16 protein-coding genes and 1 pseudogene are annotated in these 19,376 nt (G+C 52.6%); 5 read left to right on the top strand and 12 right to left on the bottom strand.

Features of this window, described 5'->3' with window-relative positions:
• The first annotated feature begins 136 nt into the window (after positions 1 to 136).
• Positions 137 to 904, top strand: coding sequence for a DeoR/GlpR family DNA-binding transcription regulator (locus KXG62_RS01865; protein WP_218090189.1), 768 nt, complete (start codon positions 137 to 139; stop codon positions 902 to 904).
• Between the two features lie 154 nt (positions 905 to 1,058).
• Here the strand turns inward: KXG62_RS01865 and KXG62_RS01860 are convergent, their stop codons facing one another.
• Complete coding sequence (locus KXG62_RS01860; protein ID WP_218090188.1) at positions 1,059 to 2,387, bottom strand: ABC transporter substrate-binding protein; 1,329 nt, start codon at positions 2,385 to 2,387, stop codon at positions 1,059 to 1,061.
• A 370-nt stretch (positions 2,388 to 2,757) separates the two neighbouring features.
• The gene (locus tag KXG62_RS01855) at positions 2,758 to 4,947 is read right to left on the bottom strand and encodes a family 78 glycoside hydrolase catalytic domain (protein WP_218090187.1); all 2,190 of its coding nucleotides are present in this window, start codon (positions 4,945 to 4,947) and stop codon (positions 2,758 to 2,760) included.
• Positions 4,948 to 5,152: 205 nt separating this feature from the next.
• Here KXG62_RS01855 and KXG62_RS01850 point away from each other — a divergent pair, with 205 nt between their 5' ends.
• Positions 5,153 to 6,049 carry an AraC family transcriptional regulator gene (locus KXG62_RS01850; protein WP_218090186.1) on the top strand — a complete coding sequence of 299 codons (897 nt, stop codon included), beginning with the start codon at positions 5,153 to 5,155 and terminating at the stop codon, positions 6,047 to 6,049.
• Between the two features lie 45 nt (positions 6,050 to 6,094).
• On the opposite strand, the gene KXG62_RS01845 is transcribed toward KXG62_RS01850, so the two are convergent.
• The 4 genes from KXG62_RS01845 to KXG62_RS01830 form a co-directional block, all read right to left on the bottom strand.
• Positions 6,095 to 7,573 (bottom strand): Lsa family ABC-F type ribosomal protection protein, encoded by a 1,479-nt coding sequence (locus tag KXG62_RS01845; protein ID WP_218090185.1) that lies wholly within the window; start codon positions 7,571 to 7,573, stop codon positions 6,095 to 6,097.
• 368 nt (positions 7,574 to 7,941) lie between these two features.
• On the bottom strand, positions 7,942 to 8,550 hold the full coding sequence (locus KXG62_RS01840; protein ID WP_218090184.1) for a transglutaminase-like domain-containing protein: 609 nt from the start codon (positions 8,548 to 8,550) through the stop codon (positions 7,942 to 7,944).
• A 168-nt stretch (positions 8,551 to 8,718) separates the two neighbouring features.
• On the bottom strand, positions 8,719 to 10,407 hold the full coding sequence (locus tag KXG62_RS01835) for an ATP-binding protein (protein ID WP_218090183.1): 1,689 nt from the start codon (positions 10,405 to 10,407) through the stop codon (positions 8,719 to 8,721).
• Positions 10,408 to 10,557: 150 nt separating this feature from the next.
• A complete protein-coding gene (locus KXG62_RS01830) occupies positions 10,558 to 11,505 on the bottom strand; it encodes a helix-turn-helix transcriptional regulator (RefSeq protein WP_218090182.1) in 948 nt (315 codons plus the stop codon).
• Between the two features lie 99 nt (positions 11,506 to 11,604).
• On the opposite strand from KXG62_RS01830, the gene KXG62_RS01825 reads away from it, so the two are divergent.
• Positions 11,605 to 12,795 (top strand): MFS transporter, encoded by a 1,191-nt coding sequence (locus tag KXG62_RS01825; RefSeq protein WP_218090181.1) that lies wholly within the window; start codon positions 11,605 to 11,607, stop codon positions 12,793 to 12,795.
• An 11-nt stretch (positions 12,796 to 12,806) separates the two neighbouring features.
• Here KXG62_RS01825 and KXG62_RS01820 read toward each other — a convergent pair whose 3' ends face one another.
• Entirely contained in the window at positions 12,807 to 14,255 is a 1,449-nt protein-coding gene (locus tag KXG62_RS01820; protein ID WP_218090180.1) for an aminotransferase-like domain-containing protein, read from the bottom strand.
• A 102-nt stretch (positions 14,256 to 14,357) separates the two neighbouring features.
• Between KXG62_RS01820 and KXG62_RS01815 the strand changes: the two genes are divergently transcribed.
• On the top strand, positions 14,358 to 15,272 hold the full coding sequence (locus KXG62_RS01815) for a DMT family transporter (RefSeq protein ID WP_218090179.1): 915 nt from the start codon (positions 14,358 to 14,360) through the stop codon (positions 15,270 to 15,272).
• A 200-nt stretch (positions 15,273 to 15,472) separates the two neighbouring features.
• On the opposite strand, the gene KXG62_RS01810 is transcribed toward KXG62_RS01815, so the two are convergent.
• The 3 genes from KXG62_RS01810 to KXG62_RS01800 all read right to left on the bottom strand — a co-directional run bounded on the left by KXG62_RS01810 (position 15,473) and on the right by KXG62_RS01800 (position 17,299).
• Positions 15,473 to 15,742 (bottom strand): CD3324 family protein, encoded by a 270-nt coding sequence (locus KXG62_RS01810; protein ID WP_218090178.1) that lies wholly within the window; start codon positions 15,740 to 15,742, stop codon positions 15,473 to 15,475.
• Positions 15,739 to 16,746 carry a hypothetical protein gene (locus tag KXG62_RS01805; protein WP_218090177.1) on the bottom strand — a complete coding sequence of 336 codons (1,008 nt, stop codon included), beginning with the start codon at positions 16,744 to 16,746 and terminating at the stop codon, positions 15,739 to 15,741. The genes KXG62_RS01810 and KXG62_RS01805 overlap by 4 nt, the downstream gene beginning before the upstream one ends.
• A 94-nt stretch (positions 16,747 to 16,840) precedes the next feature.
• Complete coding sequence (locus KXG62_RS01800) at positions 16,841 to 17,299, bottom strand: Lrp/AsnC family transcriptional regulator (protein ID WP_218090176.1); 459 nt, start codon at positions 17,297 to 17,299, stop codon at positions 16,841 to 16,843.
• A 146-nt stretch (positions 17,300 to 17,445) separates the two neighbouring features.
• Between KXG62_RS01800 and pcaD the strand changes: the two genes are divergently transcribed.
• Positions 17,446 to 18,273, top strand: a complete 828-nt coding sequence (gene pcaD, locus KXG62_RS01795; RefSeq protein WP_218090175.1) for a 3-oxoadipate enol-lactonase — start codon at positions 17,446 to 17,448, stop codon at positions 18,271 to 18,273.
• A gap of 158 nt (positions 18,274 to 18,431) precedes the next feature.
• Here pcaD and KXG62_RS33985 read toward each other — a convergent pair whose 3' ends face one another.
• Positions 18,432 to 18,863, bottom strand: a complete 432-nt coding sequence (locus KXG62_RS33985; protein WP_425517317.1) for an MmyB family transcriptional regulator — start codon at positions 18,861 to 18,863, stop codon at positions 18,432 to 18,434.
• Between the two features lie 137 nt (positions 18,864 to 19,000).
• Positions 19,001 to 19,252, bottom strand: a pseudogene (locus tag KXG62_RS34585) (helix-turn-helix domain-containing protein); the annotation flags it as partial.
• Positions 19,253 to 19,376 lie beyond the last annotated feature (124 nt).

Raw genomic sequence — 19,376 nt, 5'->3', positions numbered from 1 at the left:
TTGCTCCTCCTTGTCGGTTTGTCACATTTGATCGATTTCGATCATTATCTCGTCAAGTTTCATTGCACAAGCCAAGTATAAATGGTACAATGATCGAGGTCAATGATTGTTATAGATCATTTTGGAGGTGTTGTACATGAATGAAAAACGTAAACAAGCTATTCTAAGCTTGCTTGGCACGCATGGATTGATGAGCGTTACCGATCTTTCCGATCAATTGGAAGTGTCCATCGCAACGATACGTCGGGATCTTACAGAAATGGAACAACTGGAGCTCATCCGCCGCATTAACGGCGGCGCCATGCTTCCTCTGGCGCAGACGGCCCCCGCATTGGCGGAGCAGTCCACCGATAAATACCGGCAGCAAAAAAAAGCCATTGCCGAAGCCGCAGTGGCTTTAATCCGTCCGGGCGATACGATCTTTATTGATTCGGGGTCGACCAATACCCATATTGCGCAGCTGATGGCGACACTGTCGAACATCACGGTCATCACGAACAGTCTGGAAATCGCCTACCGCTTGTACCGGTATCCGAAAAACATTACGATCTTCGTCTGCGGCGGCACCGTCGGCCTGATGCATACGGAAGCAGGCATCGTCGGTCCGCTGGCCGAAAAATTAATTTCGCAGTTCCGGGCGAACATCGCCTTCATCGGCACGTCCGGAATCGATATGAAGCACGGCCTGACCGTTCCTTATTTGCTCGCAGCGAATATTAAAACGATGATGCTGGATAATGCCAGCCAAGCGGTGCTCGTAACGGATCACAGCAAATTCGGCAAAGTGCATTCCGCCTTTGTCAGTCCGCTGTCGAGTATTCATCATTTGATCACTGACCATCTCGCGCCCGAAGACGATATCGCTCATTTGCGCAGCACCGGCATGCAGGTCACGCTCGTATGATGGTTGAGGCGCCCTGCAAAAAAAGTCCATCGTCCCGGGAACGATGGACTTCGCCCAGATCTCTGTAATTATATTAATATAGTTAATATTATATTCTATTAATTATTAATGTCATTATCTTTTTCTAGAAATCGAGAGCAGCCCCAACCGGCCGCTATTTCTTCTTCTCCGCTTCAATCGCCTTATTCGCTTCCTCCTCCGCTACCCGCAGCGCCGTATTGAGGTCGATTTCGCCAAGAATCGCTTTCATGACGTTCGTTTGTAGCGGCCCGGTCACTTTTCCATCATATCGGGTTCTGGCTATGGGCGGAGCGAATTTGTTGGCAAATACCGCTTTGACCACATTTTTGTTTCTGACGTTGGAATCTTGGGCGAAGGCGTTCCGGATGCTCTCGTTTTTCAGAACGGGAATGTAGCCCTTTTTGGATAATGCCATTTGCACGTCATCCGACGTTACATATTTTAACACTTCCATCGCCTGGTCCTTGTATTTGCTTGCATTCGAGATGAATAGAAAGTTCGGATACGGCTGCGTCCCGACGCCCGGAAGCTCCTTGAACACCGGCAAGGCGGCCATATCCCAGTCCAGGCTTTCAAAATCTTTTTGCCCTTGCAGGCCGAAGTTCATAACGAACATGGCGATGTTTCGCTCTTTCATGAAATCGTCGTTATTGAACATGCGTTTCAACACCGCGATTCGCTCCTTGTAGCCGACCGCTTTCGCTGGAGCCATGATCAGCGTCTCGACGATCTTTTTGAACTTGTCGTTATTGATGGCGGCTTTTTCCGTTGCCTTGTCCACGAACGGCAGCGAATAGGAGCTCATGCTGATCGCATGGGCAAAGGACGGACCGAGTCCGATATATTGCGTCCCGTTGTCATTGCGGGTCAGTTTGTGGCCCAGTTCGATCGCTTCCTCCCACGTCATGCCGTCCTTCGGATAGCCGACGCCGAATTTATCGAAAATCGCCTTGTTGTAGTATAGCACCAGCCCGCCGCTGTGCACGGGAAAGCCATACAACCCGCCGAACTGTTTGACGGCTTCGACCGTCGCCGGCTCGAACCGGTTCATATCGACATTATGCTTCTTGATCAGCTCGCTGAGATCCAGCTGCGAGCCCGTGGCGACGACGGAATTCACTGCGTTGCCGACGGAATCGTAGATGAGATCGACCTGAGCGCCGGAGGCAATCATGTTCTCGATCGTATTCGTGCCGCTTCTTTGAATATAAGTAAACTTATATTGGGGGAACTTCTTCTTCAGCTGTTCACCGAACCGTTCTTCCCACACTTCCGGCGGGTCGCCCGGCGCGCCGTAAATGACAAGCTCTGCCGGTTCGTTCGCATACGATTTGGCTTGTTCCGCCGGTTGACCGCTGTCGCCGCCCACGGAAGGCTGCCCGCCCGTTCCGCTGCTGCATGCCGTAACGCATATCGAACCGGCAACAGCCAGACCGATTGCAGCAATGCTCTGTTTTCTCATCGAATGATCCCCTCTTTCATCGTTTGAAGGTTACCGTTCATGCCACATCCCACCGTAATTGAAGCGTTTTCATAAACAGGCGCTTTCCACTGGCTCGCGACATTCATGCTCAGGTCCTCGAACAGGATCAAAATAAGGAGAACACGGCGCGCCCATGATCATGGAGCTGGTGACCTATCATGGGCATCGCCGGATAACCGCTTGAACAACTCGCGGTCGGCCGGCGCCGGCGCATTCTTGCACTCAAAGCAATGCCGCTGATTATACTGAGACCGCTTCCGCAGAGCTACATTCATCTTATGACAGCGGCCGGCGATTTTCTTGGAAGATTCTTCATACTATTAGGATAATCTTACAGCCGCCGCATTCGCTACGCTTCGTCTTCGACTGTCTCAACGCCTTCCGGCAGCGTCAACTGCACTTGTCCGTCTTCGCAGCAAAACGTAATGGTGCCCGAGGCCACGCGAAACGACAGCTTGACGCTTCGCAGCGATGCCGGCACACGGGGAGTAAATTTCACTCTCGTCCACCCAGGTTCCGCCGGTCTCAAGCCGATAACATGCTCGATCAAGTAAGGAATCGGCGCGCTCGCCCAAGGATGGCACAGGCTCGTATTCCATTTCAACTCTTTGGACCACGCTTCAAAGCATGTCGTCGCCCCTTCCTTGACCATATTCCCCCAGGAATGCTTCTCTTCCGAGCTTAGCAATTCGTATGCTAGCTCATGTTCGCCCGCCGCGGCTAACGCATTGAGCACGAAATAAGAAATATACACGCCGCAGGCAAGCCGTTTTGCGCGAATGAGCGCCACGACCGCCGCCTTCGCTTCTTCCGGCACGAGACCGAACAGCAGCGGCAGCGCGTTGGCATGAAGCGAAGCATGCGAGGAGCGCTCCGCGTCGGCGAACAGCTGCGTCCCGGGACGGTAAAACGCCTGGCGGAACGCTTCCCGGAATGCAGTCAAGTCGTCGCCTTCCGGCAGGTGCAGGTGCTTGCGGATTTCCGCCACAGCCACCATTGCCCCGTAGTAAAAGGCGTTGATCACGTTATGGCAGCCTTCTCCGGGCACCTTCTTGAGCGGAAAATCGTAGCCGTCCCTCATCCCTTCCGGCCAATCGACCAAATTCCACTTATCGGCTACGTTCGCGAGCAGGCCGTCTGCGCGCCGGTATTTCTCGAAGTACCGCATCATTCGCTCGGCGACCGGATACATGTCTTCCAGAAAAGCGATGTCTCCGCTCTGCATGTAATACTGCAGCAGCTGCATCGGCCATTGGAAGGAGAAATCGGCGATTTCCTGCATGAGGTGACCCGGTGCGACCGCCACCATCCCCGGACATACGCGGGAAGAAAGCAGGGCGAAATCGAGCAGCGATTTGCGGAACAGTCTCAAGTCGCCCGATAGGTAGGCATGAGCGTGCGTAATGATCGTATTGTCGCCCAAATATTGCCCTTTTTCCCGAGAAGGACAGTCCACATAATTTTCCTGCGAGCCGTATTTTATACCGTTCTTGCACATCGACCATATGGCGTTCAGCAGCGGGTCGGACGATTCGAACCGGCATGCCTGTTCATCAAGCGGATAATGGCGGACAACCGCGGCGAAGCTGCCGGGATCTAATTGTATATCCGGCGCGGCAAGCACCTCGACATACCGGAACGCTTTGTAATCAAACAGCTCGAGCACGTCGTCTTGACCGGACAAGGTCCATTGTTCGCGGTACAAGCAGTTGCAGCGCATCTCCTCCCGCACGCGCCCGTTCTCCCGCAGCTCCTCGCCGCAGCGGATTTCAATGACCTGGCCGGCCTGTCCTCTCGCCTGCATGCGAAATTGACCGGTCAATTCTTGACCGAAATCGATCCAGTAACCGGCATCCGGCAGCACCCGAATTTGCTCGGGCTTCATCTCATAGACCGATAACGGCGGCGTAGGCTGCAAAAACAGCCTGTGATCGTCGGCCCAATGCTCCCATGCCGATTCCCAGCTTGCATCGTCGTAAGCAGCGTCTCTCCAGCCGCTGAGCTTCAAGCGCTGATCGATATGTTCCAGAAACTGCGTATCGTAACCGATTGTCCCGCCGCTGACGTACTCTTCGGCGAGCCGATATTTCCAGCTGCGATCCGTCTGCGCGGCCGTCTTGCCGTCGATCTTCAGTTCCGCAATCAGCCCCTGGCGGCGGTCGCCGCTGCTGTAGGACCGGCTGATCAGCCCGTGATAGTACACATGAACGGCGATCACATTATCCCCTTCCGTTAGGAACGAAGCAATGTCGTACCGGTTGTAGTAATAGTGATAGTAGCTCGCCTGCGCAGGCCCTTGCCCGACAAACCGGCCGTTAACATACAATTTGTAGTAGTCGTCCGCCGTAATGTCCAGGGTGGCGGTGCGGATACCGCCTTCCAGCGTAAATTTTTTTCTGACCAGCATATGCCGATTGTGCAGCTCTGTCTGCATATCCGGACGCTTGAACGGCTCCGATTCTTTATGGAACACGTCGACGGGGCGCAATTCGCCAAACGCCGCATCCATGATCCATTTCGCTTCCCATGTTTTGTCCATATCGTTCTCCTCACGAGTTGAACCTGCATTTTGAATTCATTTTCTACTTTACCGTCCTTGCGCCAAGGTTTCTTGGCGGGATTGCCGGATGATTTGGACGATTTGCCTTTCCCACTCATTGCCATTCCCGGTTCGCTCCTCTACAATGGAGAGTAGAACGTTGAATTTCATCTGCATTTTTCTTGGACAAAGGTGGAATGCGGTCATGGATTTGTATAAGAAAAGCTACTTTCTGGAATGCGAAGAATTCCCATTCTCCGTCGTACCGTTCAGCAATATGCCGGACCGCCCTTCCAAGCCTCACACCCATGACTTTATTGAGCTTGTTTATGTCGTTGACGGCTGCGGGGAGCATGTGTACAAGGGGCATGCGTATCCGATTTCGGCAGGCGATATTTTTGTCATTCCGCCGTTCATCGAGCACGATTATCGTGTCACGGGATCGAAGCCGCTCGATATTTGCAATGTTTTGTTTCTCCCTTCGCTGCTTACTTCCGAATTGCAAACGTTGTCAAGCGTTACGCCCTTCGTCAATTTCTTTTATGTCGAGCCGTTTCTGCGGCATAACGCGGATTTTCAATCGCACATGAAATTGACGCCGCTGGAGGGTCAGGAAGTAAAGCGCCGTCTGGACCGGATCGCGGCGGAGTTCAACCAGAAAGCGCTGGGCTACCGCATCTCGATTAAGGCACTGTTGATCGAGCTGCTCGTGTGGCTCAGCCGCTGTTACGAGGAAAGGTCGGTCGCGCCGATGTCTCACCCGAGCGAATCGAAGGCGATCCGCCAGCTGTGCGAATATTTGGACCAGCATTACGACCAGCAGATCAACCTCGAGCAAGTATGCCGGATGTGCGGCATGAGCCAGACGAGCTTTACCGCCAAGTTCAAGCAGACTGTCGGCAAAACATTCATTGAATACCGCAACGAAATCCGCATCCACGCCTCGCTCAAATGGCTTCGCGAAACCGACGATAAGATCATCCATGTGGCCGAACGCGTCGGAATTCAGGACCTCAGCTATTACAACAAGCTGTTCAAGCATTATCTCGGACTGACGCCGCGGGAGTACCGCGTGAAATACCGTCTGCCGTCCGGCAAATAACCGTTTGCCGGGTACAAAAAAACGCGCTGTTCGCGCGTTTTACATTTAAAGCTCGACGGTCTTCGTAGCGACATTCTCGCAAAATTCCTTGTCATGCTCCACGAACAGGATCGTCGGGGAATAATCCAGCAGCAGCTCTTCGATCTGCATGCGGGAGATGACGTCGATGAAATTGAGCGGTTCGTCCCATATATGCAAATGCACTTGCTCACATAAGCTTTTGGCGATCAGCACCTTCTTCTTCTGGCCGCCGCTGAACGACGAAATGTCCTTCTCGAATTGCACTCTCGCGAAGTCCAGCTTACGCAGTATTGATTTGAACAAGCTCTCATCAATCCCGCTGATTCTGGCGTAATCCGTCAAATTACCGTGCAGGTGGGACGTGTCCTGGGAGACGTACGATATTTTCAGCTGGCTGCCGATTCGGAACGTGCCGGTATAGTTCAACGCTTCGCCGCACATCAGCTTGAGAACGCTCGATTTGCCCGAGCCGTTTTGGCCGGCAAGCGCGATTCGCTCGCCCTGGTCGATCGTAAAGCTGACATCGCGACAGGCCGTCTTGTCGCCGTAATAGATCGAGACATGGTCGAGCTCGGCCAGCCGGCTTTTGTGATACGTGAGCTGGGTAATCTTTAAGTTTTCCGCGCTTTCGATATTTTTCAGCAATTTAGATTTTTCCTCGATCGCGGAATGCTGTCTTTGCTCGATCGATTTGGACCGCTTCATCATTTTTGCGGCTTTATGGCCGACATAGCCTTTGTCGACTTTGGAGCCGGAATTTCTCGTGCCGTTTTTCGTCTTTTCCACTTCATGTGACCAATGGCTCGTTCGCTTCGCCGCTTCCGACAATCGGGAAATGTCTTTTTTCAGCTTGTCGTTCTCCGCCAGCTCATAGCTGTCCTGCCGCTGTTTGTTCTCCCACCAGTCGGAGAAGTTCCCCTGCTGGATCTCGATGTTCGTCTTATTGATGGACAAAATATGGTCTACGCAGTTATCGAGAAACGATCTGTCGTGAGAGACGAGGATGAAGCCGTTCTTCGTCTTGAGATAGTCGCTGACGATTTTCCTTGCGTGCATATCCAGATGGTTCGTCGGCTCGTCGATTAACAGAAAGCTATTCTCCTTTAAGAATAACGCCGCAAGCATCACTTTCGTCTGCTCGCCATTCGACAGCGACGCGAACGGCCGGTACAGCACGTCCTCCGACACTCTCAGCAGCGACAGCTCGCGCATCAGCTCCCAGTGTACATAATCCGGATGCATGTCGCCGATCACATCAATCGTGTTGTTTTCCTTGTTTTCGACCTGGAATGGAAAATATTCAAATTGGACCGTAGCGGAAATACTCCCGCTATATTCGTATTTGCCGAGCAGCAGATTGAGGAAGGTCGTCTTTCCCCTCCCGTTTCGGCCGGTAAATCCCAATCGCCAGTCGGTATCGATCTGGAAGCTTACATCGTCAAATATGTTATCGTAGCTGCCCTCGTAGGCAAACGTCAAATTCGTGACTTGAATGACGGACATATGGCAATCCCCCCGTTACAAAAATAAAAGAGCTACAAGAAAGTTACTCTTCTTGTAGCTCAAATAAATATAACGAACCAGCGCTCCTCATGGAGCCGCAGGAACAGGATATTTCGTTTGAGTGAAAAGAGAATGTAACTTTCTTGCGTATGAACAATAAAACACGCGAAAAAATCTTCGCTATCCTGTTTTATGATCAGCAAGAAAAATTACATTATCCTTTTCACTCCCGTCGCCTAAGTTACACGTATCATATCATGCCGATTCGCGGATTGCAACCCGTTGTCCCGTTCAGCAGTCAGAGTGCTATCCGAGCGCGATCTTCATCGATCCGCTCGGGACGATTCCCGCGCCGCACGCAAACTGGGCTACAATTCGCTTGGCAGCCCATGAAGATACATCGTCATGCAGTTGTCGTGATGCTTCAGAACATGAAGGGTCTTGGCATTCGGCGCCTTGTAAATCGTCAGGAAATCCTTCTCGCCGTACGCTTCCCGGATCGGAAAAGCGAGCTTTTCTTCCCCCAGCGAAAATTCGGCTTGAACACCCGCTTTATTTCCCCGCGCATCCAAGCGAATCCACCGGTCATGCTCCGATAAATAAACGGCATTCAGCGCATGAAGGCAAAGCCCGGTATCCGGCGTATCGCCAACAGTAAGCCGTTGATAGCAAAAGCCCGCCGGAACGCCCTGGCTCCGCAATAAGGCGCATAGCAAATTCGATTTGGCATAGCAGATGCCTTCCTTGAAATAAAGCACTTCCGAAGCTCGGCGTGTAATCCGTTGGCTTTGAATATCCCAAGAGTGCGAGATGTGATCGCGAACGAACGCATACGCCTTCTGAACGAACTCCGTTTCGTTGGCAGCGCCGGACCTTAACTCCCTCGCTTTCTCGATAATAGTAAGATGACTGACATCCACGTCTTCCGTTTCGGATAAATAATCGTCGATGGACGATGACTCGCATTGCAATGGCATAGTCCCGGCCCCCTGTCATTTAAATTGTATCCCATAGCAACCACGGAGCATCTAACAAGCGTTAGCATAATTATGCATCATATCGCATGAATATACAATAAAAACATAGCGGCCATAACCCTGACCCCTGCGATTAACACCCATTCTATGCAGAGCGTAGGCGATATCTTATACATGAGGCAATATAATCGTAAACGTCGTCCCGATGCCCACCTTGCTGTCCACATGAATCGTCCCTGCGTGACTTTCGATGATTTGGAAGCAGACCATTAACCCGAGTCCGGTCCCTTTCTCCTTCGTCGTATAGAACGGTTCGCCGATCTTATTCAATAGCTGCGGCGGAATCCCGCTTCCTTCATCGGTGACTTGAACCTGAACCCCGTCCGGCTGCTGACGGATGACAATCGAGATCGTGCCGCCATGACTCATGGCATCCATTGCGTTTTTAATGAGGTTGATGAACACTTGCTTCATTTTCGTATCTTCGCAGTGTACATACAATTGTTCTTGGTCCGATTGGATCTCAATTTGCATGTTGCCCCAATTCGCTTGCGGGGTAAGCAGTATCGCAACCTCGCGGATCAACTGCACGAGATTATGGTCGCTGCGGCTCTCCGAATGCGGCTTGGCTAGGGACAGGAGCTCGCTTGAGATTTGTTCGATGCGCGAGAGTTCTTCCTCGATGACGGAATAATACAGCTGTTTCTTATCATTCGACGTTTTTAACATGCGGAAGAAGCCTTTAATCGCGGTAAGCGGGTTCCGCAATTCATGGGCAATCCCAGCGGCGAGCTCGCCTGCGATGTTCAGCTTTTCGGAACGGAGAATGAGCTTCTCCGACTCTTTCTCATGCGTAATGTCGACAAACGAATGAAGAATCGCTGCTTCCCCTTCATACATCGTTTCGATCGATTGGATCAAATAATGCGTTTTTTTGCCATTCTTATAGCTCAACTCGTGTTGATGCACTTTCTTGTCTTCCACAGCGGCAGGGTCTGTGTCATATGCGTCAAAAAACGGAAGCAGCAGGTTCCCTTCCACAGCGTCCTCATCGTTGATCGTAAAAATTCGCTGTGCAACGCCGTTCTGAAACAAGATTCGGGCTTTTCTTCTGATAATGACCGGAATAGGCAGCTGGTCAATAATGATTCGGACCTTCTGCTCGTTTTGCGCGATCAGTTTATTTTCCACGGTCAGCCGGTCGTTATGATCCTTAAGCTCGATCATTTGCTGCTCCAGCCTTCGTAACCGGTCCAATTCTTCGCCGTTGAAGGTCGCGAGATGGTCTCTGCTGTATAATGGCGATGCACTGAATTCGGTATCCGTCATGAAATAATTGTGAGATTTTAACAGTTCGTTCTGTATGTAAGCCGGCGTAGTCAAGCCGTTATAAGCGCATACGGAAATCGTACCGGTTCGTTCGATAAAATGATCGCTGTGGTATTCGAATGTGCGAAGCTGCTCCAGAACAACGTCGCGGTCCGGCAAAAGAACTTGTCCCCATGTCCGTATTTTTTCGTTTTTTTCTACGAACGGCTGGATCAGATCGATTAGTTTGCCCGCTTGACCGCCGTCAAAACGATCGCCGGCATAATAAGCTCGGGCGCTATCCGTAAAGATCAGATTGTGATAACGTTCCAGAGGAAAGCCTCGCGATTCCAGTTCCTCGCGCATAGCCGCGATGCGGTGCTCCGTATCGACGAATAAGACGGCTTCCCGGTTAACCAGCCCATCGATAATAAAGCGAACGGCATTGGCCATATATTGATCGATTTCGTTGTACATGTAGAGAATATGCGTACCGGTTCCTTGCTTGCAGAAATGCGTTAATCTCGTAATGGGAAAATTGTCTCGCATGCCTATTCTCCTCGCAGCGCTAACGTTAGTATAATAGCCGTCGGACTTTATTCCATCGTATCATTAAGCGCGGGCGTATACTACATCATTTTCTCAACCGACGTAACCCGCGCTCAAGCTAATATCGCGTCATCTTGGCCTCATATCCCGCTAATCGTATTTGGACATAATCTCGGCAAACTGCCGCTTCATATCTTCGATCAGCTCCGCCGGCTGCTTCACCGTCGCTTCATTGCCAAGTCCCACGAAAAATCTCGCATAAAAAGAAAGCTCGTCTCGCGGAATCGGCCCTTCCAGCCAGCCTGTACCGTCTTCGCGTACATGCAGATGCGATCCGAGCCATAATACCGCCTCGCACATTTGAACGCCTCTGCGGCTAAGCTCCGCATAGAGACCGGTCGAGGCTTTCTCCGTGTGGAAATGCGCCTCCCTGTTGCCGAGATGCACATCCCGCAAGTCGATCGGCTCCGTACCATCGGTCTCGCGAGCTGCTGAACGAATACGATCGCAGCGGAAGATGCGGAATTCCTGGCGAAGAAAGCAGTACGCCGGACAAAACCACAGGCCGCTGCTCGCATAGATGCCGATCGGCTGTATGCTGCGGCACGCCGCTGCTCCCCGCGATTCGTATTCAATGCGCAGCACCTGCTGCTGAACGGCCGCCTCCAGCAAGATCGGCAAATGCGGCGATGCCTGCTGTCTCGTCGGCGTCACGAAATCAAACCGGTTCTTCATCTGATCGATGCGATCGCGCACGTCGCCGGACATATGCAAATAGAACTTGTCCAGGGCGGAAGCCGATTCCGCTTCGAAGGGCAGCGAAGAATAGTGACGGAGCGCATGCACCGCAAAAAACATCGCTACAGCCTCCTCCTCGGAGAAGGCGATCGGCGGCAGTATTCGTTCCTTCAGCACCTGGTATCCGCCGTGAGGCCCGACTTCCGAGTACAGCGGCACGCCAAGCTCGCTTAATTCCTGTAAGTCTCTAAGCATCGTTCGGGTCGATACGCCGAACTCCTCAGCCAGTTCTTTCACCGTAAATTTCCGCTTTCGATTGACCGTCATCATCAGTTCCAGCAATCGTTTCGATTTCGGCATGACTCCGCTCCGTTATTATTTTTATTTTAGTGACATTAATTGTCACTATTATCTACTACAATGAAGCTCAAGGTCAAATGAAAAGGAATGGTGAACACATTGAATAAATTGATCGTATTGTTTTTTCTTATCATGTTCGTGATCGGTACGGATACGTTTCTGATCTCCCCGCTGATCCCGACGCTGCAGACGGCGTTCGGCGTTCCAACCGGAATCGCCGGCTGGATGATCGGAGCGTACACGCTCGGGTCGGCCGTGTTCGCGCTGATCGCCGGTCCGCTATCCGACGGATGGGATCGCAAAAAAGTGCTGCTGTCCGGCCTTGTTTGCTTCGCTATATCCACTTGCTTATGCGGATTCGCGTCCAGCTTCTGGACGATGTGCCTCTTCCGCTTCTTGGCGGGAGTGAGCGCGGCGTTTACGGCGCCTCAAGTATGGGCTTCGATCCCGACACTGTTTCCTCCGGCCAAAATCGGCAAAGCGCTGGGCGTCGCCTACGCCGGCCTTGCCGTCTCGCAGGCGCTCGGCGTACCGATCGGAAGCATGCTCGCTGTCGGCCGTTGGTCGCTCCCGTTCTGGACTATCGGCCTCTTCTCGCTGCTGCTGGCGGCCGCGGCCTGCTTCGTCCTGCCCACCATGAAGCCGCTCGAGCAGCCTGCGGCCAAGCCGTCCTTGTTCAAAAGATACGTCCCTCTGCTGACCAGCGGCAAAGCAAGAGGCACTTATCTCGCCTACTTCTTCGTCCATTTAGGCAGCAGCGCCGCCTTTGCCTTTCTCGGGAAATGGATGACCGACCGCTTTCACCTTTCGGTTGACGAAACCGGATACGTCATCCTGTTTCTCGGGCTCGGCAACGTTCTCGGCAGCCTGTGCAGCCCCTATGTGCTGAAGGCGCTGAGCCAGCTGCAGACGATGACGATCGGCATGCTTGTCGTGATCGCGGCCTATATGGCACTGCCATACGTATCGTCGGTTCTTGCCGTCAAAGCGGTGTACTTCCTTATCTTCGCCGTCCTTGGCGTGTTGTTCCCGCTGATGGTAGGCCTGTTGAACAGCTTGAACCCGACGATCCGCGGAACGATCTCCAGCCTCGCCACCTCCACTATGAATGCGGCGACGACGTTCGGCGCATGGAGCGCCGGCATCGTTTACTCGCTGTTTCACGGTTATACCGCAGTAGGCCTGTTTGCCGGCATATCCCTGGCCTGCTCACTGCTCGTATTCATTCGGAGCGGCGCGCTGGCGAAGCCCCAGAAACACGCCGATCCGACGCCGGGACGGGCAACCTGAGCTCGCTCCGCTTAAGTTGAACCGTTATGCAGCTCCCCGGCTGCGGCGATTAACCGCCGCAGCCCTTCTTCCATCAGCGATTCATTGATGAAGGAGTAGCTGAGCCTTATCCATGAATCGAGCTCTCCGAGCGGATCGCAAATGCTGCCGGGCACGAACGCGACCGACTGCTCCAGGCAGCGGGCAAGCAATCGGTCGACGGGAAAGCCGTCCGGCAGCTGCACCCATAGATTTAACCCTCCGCCCGGGCTCGTCCAGCGCCAGCCCGTTCCGGCGAGCAGCCGCTCCATCTTCTCCTTGCGGAGCTGCAGCGCGATTCGCAGCTTCGCAACATGCTCTTGAAGCCGGCTGGAGAAGAAATAAAGCTGGAACATCTTCTGGTTCAGCAGCGGCGTGCCGTTATCCGCAAGCGCCTTGACCGGCGCGATGCCGCGCATCAGCGAAGGCCGCGCAGCCAGGACGGAAATCCGCAGACCGGGCGCGACGTACTTGCTAAAGCTGCGAATGTAGATGACGTATCCCTCGGTATCGTAATAAAATAACGGCGGCGGCGGCGAATTGCCGAAGTACATGTCGTGGTATACGTCATCCTCCACCAGTATGCATTCGTACCGCTCCGCGAGCTCGACCAGCAGCTTGCGCTGGCGGACCGGCACCGTAAAGCCGGTCGGATTGTGGAACGTCGGGTTCATATAGAACAGCCGCGGCCGCTCGCGCTTCATGACGTGTTCCAGCTGCTCCAGATCATACCCGTCCGGCGTAATGGAAACCGGAATAAGGCGAATATTTTGCTGCGCAAACACATCGATCGCCGGACTATAGGTCGGCCGCTCGATCAGGATTTTGTCGCCGGGCTTCACGAGCGATCTGGACACCAGGTCGATCGCCTGCTGGGAGCCGGTCGTAATCATGAGTTCATCGGGATGCAAGGCAATGCCTTGTTTTTCTTTAAAAAAACCGGCCATCGACTCCCTTAACTCCGGATCGCCCATGACGGTTGAATACGTGCTGAGCAGCTTAGGGTACAGGTCAAATATTTGTTTTACGTAATTCGACATATACATATTCGGCAGCAGGCCGGGATCGATGAGCGCTTCCGACATCTGGTAATCGACCGGGACGCGATGAATGTCCGCCAGCCGGCTGCGATTCGTATACACGTTCTTGGCTTGATAATCCCATGACGGTTCAACGTCCGAGGGAGCCTTCAGTTCGCGGTCCGCTTCGCGAACGAAATACCCCGATTTGTATTTCGCTTCGATAACCCCGTCGTCCGCCAGCTTCTGATACGCCTTCATAACCGTCAGGCGGTGCATCCCCAGACGCTCGGCCATCGCCCGGACAGACGGGAGCTTGTCCGGCGCCGTCCATTCTCCGCGCCGGATTCCTTCCTCCACCACACGGCATACGGTGTCCACTTTATTCCAGGCCTCTTGCGTTTCCTGCTTTCCTCGCGCCATCCTGCCCTGCTCCTTCCGGCCTGTCATTCCCGCCTTCTGTTCTAATCTTCCCAATCTGTTCTATCATGTAGCCATTATAGTATACGGGAAGGAGGATGTACTATGGTTCTTTTTAATTATTTGCTCATGTGCGCCATTTTCGGTACGACGTTTTTGTCGATCAAGATCGGCGTGGAAGCCGGGCTACCGCCATTTTTTTCCGCGGGGCTGCGATTTTTGGCAGCCGGACTGATTCTGTTTGTCTGGATGCTGCGGAAGAGGAAAGTGAAGCTGTCAATGCTGCTGCAAACAGAGCTCATGCTGATCGGCTTCACGAGCACCTTTATGACGTTCGCCGCGCTGTACTGGGCGGAACAGCATATCGACTCCGGCATCGCGGCGATGTTATCGGCGACCGGCCCGATGATGATTTTGATGATGCAGACCGCGTTCATGCGCCAACCGGCCAGACCCAGCAGCATCATCGGATGCGCAATCGGCTTCGCCGGTGTGTTTCTGCTCATGCTGCCTAACCTGGTCCTGGGCAGCAATACTTTGTGGGTGTGGAGCTGTATCGTCGTGCTGGTTGGAGAGGCCGGCTATGCGGCCGGCAGCTTGTATACTCGCCATGTGATGCTTCGCAGCGAGGGGATCTCACCTCTGGCGATGAATTCCGTGCAGATGATGTACGGCGGGATTGCCTTGATCGTCTTGTCGTTGATGACCGAGCGCGCGACTACGCACTCGCTGCATATCCTGCCTGCCATAGGGTCATTGCTGTACCTCATTATCGCAGGCTCCATGCTGGGACATAGCTTGTATGCGTGGCTGCTGAAGGCGACGAATGCCTTCTTCCCATCCACCTGGCTGTACGTTTCGCCCGTGATCGCCCTCGGCTTAGGCGCCCTTGTATATGGAGAGTCCATATCCGTGTACTCCATTGCAGGCACGGCTCTCATCTTGTCCGGGATTGCGGTTGCCAATCTGCCGCAGCTTCGGCGGCTCGCGGCTCGCCGAAACGACCGCCCTGCCGTTTGATCTAGGTTACATAACATTTATTATGTATTCTTCTTAAAAGTTAGTTTACATATTTTATATTATGTAATCTATTGCCGTTTGAAAAAATGAAGCATCGATTTTCATAACCGCTCTTTATGCAGCCACCGGAACATAGTGCAGATTTTCGGCAAAAGAAGAGGATCTCCCCTGCAGGAAGATCCTCTCGCTTTACTGCTCATTCAGTTGGCATGCATTTCGTACACGATCCCTCTGATCCGCTCTTCGCTCAAATGATACATGTCGGCCAGCTCCGCCATACTGATCCCATCCATATACTTCTGGTATATTTCCTTATTTCTTCGTTCCATCTCATCGCGCGTGCCGCTCTTTTCGCCCCAGCCCTTACGTTCGGTTTGCGGGATATACAGATGCTCCCCCCGCACATATTTCTGTATTTCTTGGATCAGGCTTTCAGGCAAGACGTCGCGCGCATTTTTGTACCTTTTCATTCTCGATCTCCGACGGTTTTAGTCAAAGCAAAAAAATTGCTGCGGATATCATCGAAGCCTTCTCTTACCATAAGCGTAAAAATATCGGCATGACGAAGCGACATTAACGAGTGGACAAACTGCAGCTCCAGCTGCTTCATCGTGTACAGCACGCCCTGCAAAAACTGTTTTTTAGCGATGCGGGGCAGTTCATATTGCGGACGGAAATGGAGATTAAACGCCGTCGCCGACAGAACCTCGCTGTCCGGATCCGCCTTTTTCACTTTGTAATAGGCAAGCGCGAGGAGCTGTTCCTCCTCATCGCGCAGCGATAGACATACATGTCCAGGATCTTCCCTCTTGAACTGGTGTCTGAAAATAGCGGCGTTCTGCTTATTGCCGTCATCCTTTAAGAGTTGGGCGACGTTCTCCAGATCGAAAGCTTCGACACGGATGTTGCCGTTATTCAACGCCTCGGGTTCATCCCAGTCTGCCAAAGAAAGCCGCATGGAGATGCGCATATATTCATCGGATGTCCGGAAGCCCAGTCGCTCCAAAGTAAATAGTTCCCGATTACGCAGCTGCCCGAATTCCGTAAAAGCAAAATACGAGATGCGCTTCCCGCCTCTTTCGGCGACAACACCTTCGCACTTCTCCAATAAATCCGATAAAATACGCACGTTATCCGAATCGGACGGATGGATCGCATAGATCATCACCACGTCATTGACCCGCAGGTCAAGTCCGACAAATGCAGTGATCTTCGGGCCGTCTAATGTAATAAATCCGATCCGTGACTGCCGCTGGAACTCCCCGTTTGCGAAAAACCATTCCCGCACGTGAGCTGCGGTTCGGTACAGAGCCAGTCCACCTTCCTTCTCCGCTAGCAATTCTCGTATTTGCTCAAAATCATCATTCGGTGTAACTTGACGTAGGATCATGCTTGGATCATCTCCTTGTAGTAAGATGATTTTATTATGGCAGCAAAGGATATCTCTGGAAATCTCGTGTTTGTGTGTAATCAAACTCGAACGCCATAGTTACGACATCAAGCCGTCCCCTCAATGAAGGAACTCCCGCAAGGAAGCTCCCTCTCAGCGCTGCTGCGTTAGCTTATGGCTAAGGCTGTGGCATGCCATTCGGTGCGGCATGCTCAGCAACAAGACTCTTGTCTTCAAAAGCTGTCGACAGAACAATTAATGGCGTTGTAAACCCGAACGGGTTGCAGGAGTCGAGGAATTGGGCCATCGTTTCGCTCGATTCGGTCATGACCTTCATTAAATAATTGGATTCCCCGCTAATTCTATACAAATCGATAATTTCGGGCGCTTGTTCGGCAAAAGCAAGAAAGTCTTTGCATTGATTTGTTTTAAACAAAACGAATGCCGACGTCAGCTTTCCCAGCTTTTTCGGAGACAGGTCCGCACGGTAACCTTGAATGACCCCTTGCTCCTCCAGCTTCCGTACGCGTTCGGTCGCGGCCGGCTGCGACATGGCAATCATTCGGCTCATCTCGGACATCGGAATCCGTGCGTTCTCGTGCAGAACCGACAAGATTTTATAATCGGTTTGATCCATAAGATACACCTCATTTTTTAAGGTTTACGATTTGTATTAAATAATATTTTAAGACATTAATAGCAAATATCCTTTATATATACATTCAAATTGTACGCTATCTGTAATAAAATGTCACTAACAAACCGATGAAGGGATGAAGAAATATGACGCAACCATTAAACGACACCATCATGACGAACCCGTTCACATTTTTCACTGCAGGGGACGGCACACGTATCGCCTATCGGCTCGACGGGCCGTCACATGGGCCGACGGTCGTTCTTGCCAATTCGATTGGCACGACGCTCCATATGTGGGATGGACTCGTCCCGGAGCTTACGCAGCACTTCCGTGTGCTTCGTTACGATTTCCGCGGACATGGCGCCTCGGACGCGCCTGCGGGAGCCTATTCGATGGATCGACTGGGGCGGGATGTGATCGAGCTGCTCGATGCACTGCAGTTGAATCGGGTGCATTTTATCGGCTTATCCTTCGGAGGAGCGGTTGGACAATGGCTCGCCATCCATGCACCCGAAAGGATCGACCGGCTCGTTCTTAGCAATACCTCATCGTATTTGGGTCCTGCCGATTCGTGGGACCGCATGATTGCCTCCGTGCTTCAATCCGACAATCGGACGGAGCTTGCCGACATGTTCATCGGCAACTGGTTTTCTCCGCGAATGCGGGAGACGGAGCACGCGATCGTATCGACCTTCCGCGACATGGTGCTTGCAACGCATCCGCACGGCTTTGCCGGCTTGTTCGCTGCGATTCGCGACATGGATATGCGCCGGACGGCGGCGCTGATCGACAGCCCGACGCTAGTGATCGCCGGCCAGTACGATACGGTGACGCTCCCCAGTCACGGCGAGCAGCTCGCCGCTACGGTGCCTAACGCCAAGCTGGTCTTATTGCCCGTCGTCCATTTGTCGAACGTCGAACGTCCCGAAGAGTTCTCGAGCATAGTGATCGATTTCTTGCTTTCGCAATAAGTCGGGGGCTTGCGAGCATCTGAGCGAATGAAAAAGGCCGGTGGATTTTCCCAATCCCCAGCCTTCGTCCAATTGATTAGAGCAATATTATGAATCATGCCGACAATGCGTTCTACCGTACGATGCATCATCGCTAACTCATCTTTGTTTATTCGGCGTCAAGTCAACAGCCCGCTCAATGTAACGGATGTCTCATGTGAACAAGTGTAGATGACCACCTTCTGGTCGGCATCGTCCGGAACTTCCAATGTGACATGATCGAATTCGAGACGCCCGAGCGTCTGGTGATCCATTATTTTATGTCCATCCGGCGTACCGTTGACGTCATGCTGATGCCACCATTGACGAAAGGGTTCGGAGAGTTGATGGAGGTCCTCGACCAGCTCGCCAAACCATGGATCACCAGGGTAGCGCGCATAGTTTGCACGAAATTGAGCAATTTGGATTTGCGCATATTTCTCCCAATTCCGGTGCGAACGCAGTACCGGGTTCGTGAAGCATCGCCATAGCAAGTTCTGCGAATGCGGAGGCGCAATTTCTGAAAAGGAAAACACGAGCTCCGCCGCTTTGTTCCACAACAGCAAGCCCATCGTCTGCCGAGGACATAGGTCGGATGCGGATGGAGCGCTTGTACCGCTTGTGTTAGCGAATGGCTAACGATCTCTTCCGGGGGACTATACCGTTCAGTCGATGACGGTGGCTGCGCCAACAAATGCAAATGCCGCCGTTCGGCAAAGCTCAGGCGAAGCGCTTGAGCCAGACTATCCAACACTTGTTCGGAAGGCTGAACGTCCCGACCTTGTTCCAATGCAATATACCATGAGGTTCCAATATTGGCTAACTGCGCTATTTCTTCACGCCTCAGCCCGGGTGTCCGCCGACGGAGCCCCGCAGGAAGACCTACATCCGACGGGGACAGACGGGCTCTTCTTGTTTTTAAAAAATCGGCCAACGCTTGCCGCCGTTCCCGATCCTCCATTACGACGCCTCCGTATCCTGATACTTTCAATCCTACGATAAGTAACATCTGGTACTACGATAAAAAATCGATAATAATGGCATTGTACCACCCCGGGGGAAAAGTGAAAACGTCATTGGAGGAG

The organism is Paenibacillus solanacearum (assembly GCF_910593845.1).
GTDB lineage: Bacteria > Bacillota > Bacilli > Paenibacillales > NBRC-103111 > Paenibacillus_G > Paenibacillus_G solanacearum.
This window is presented reverse-complemented; position numbering and strand designations above follow the sequence as displayed.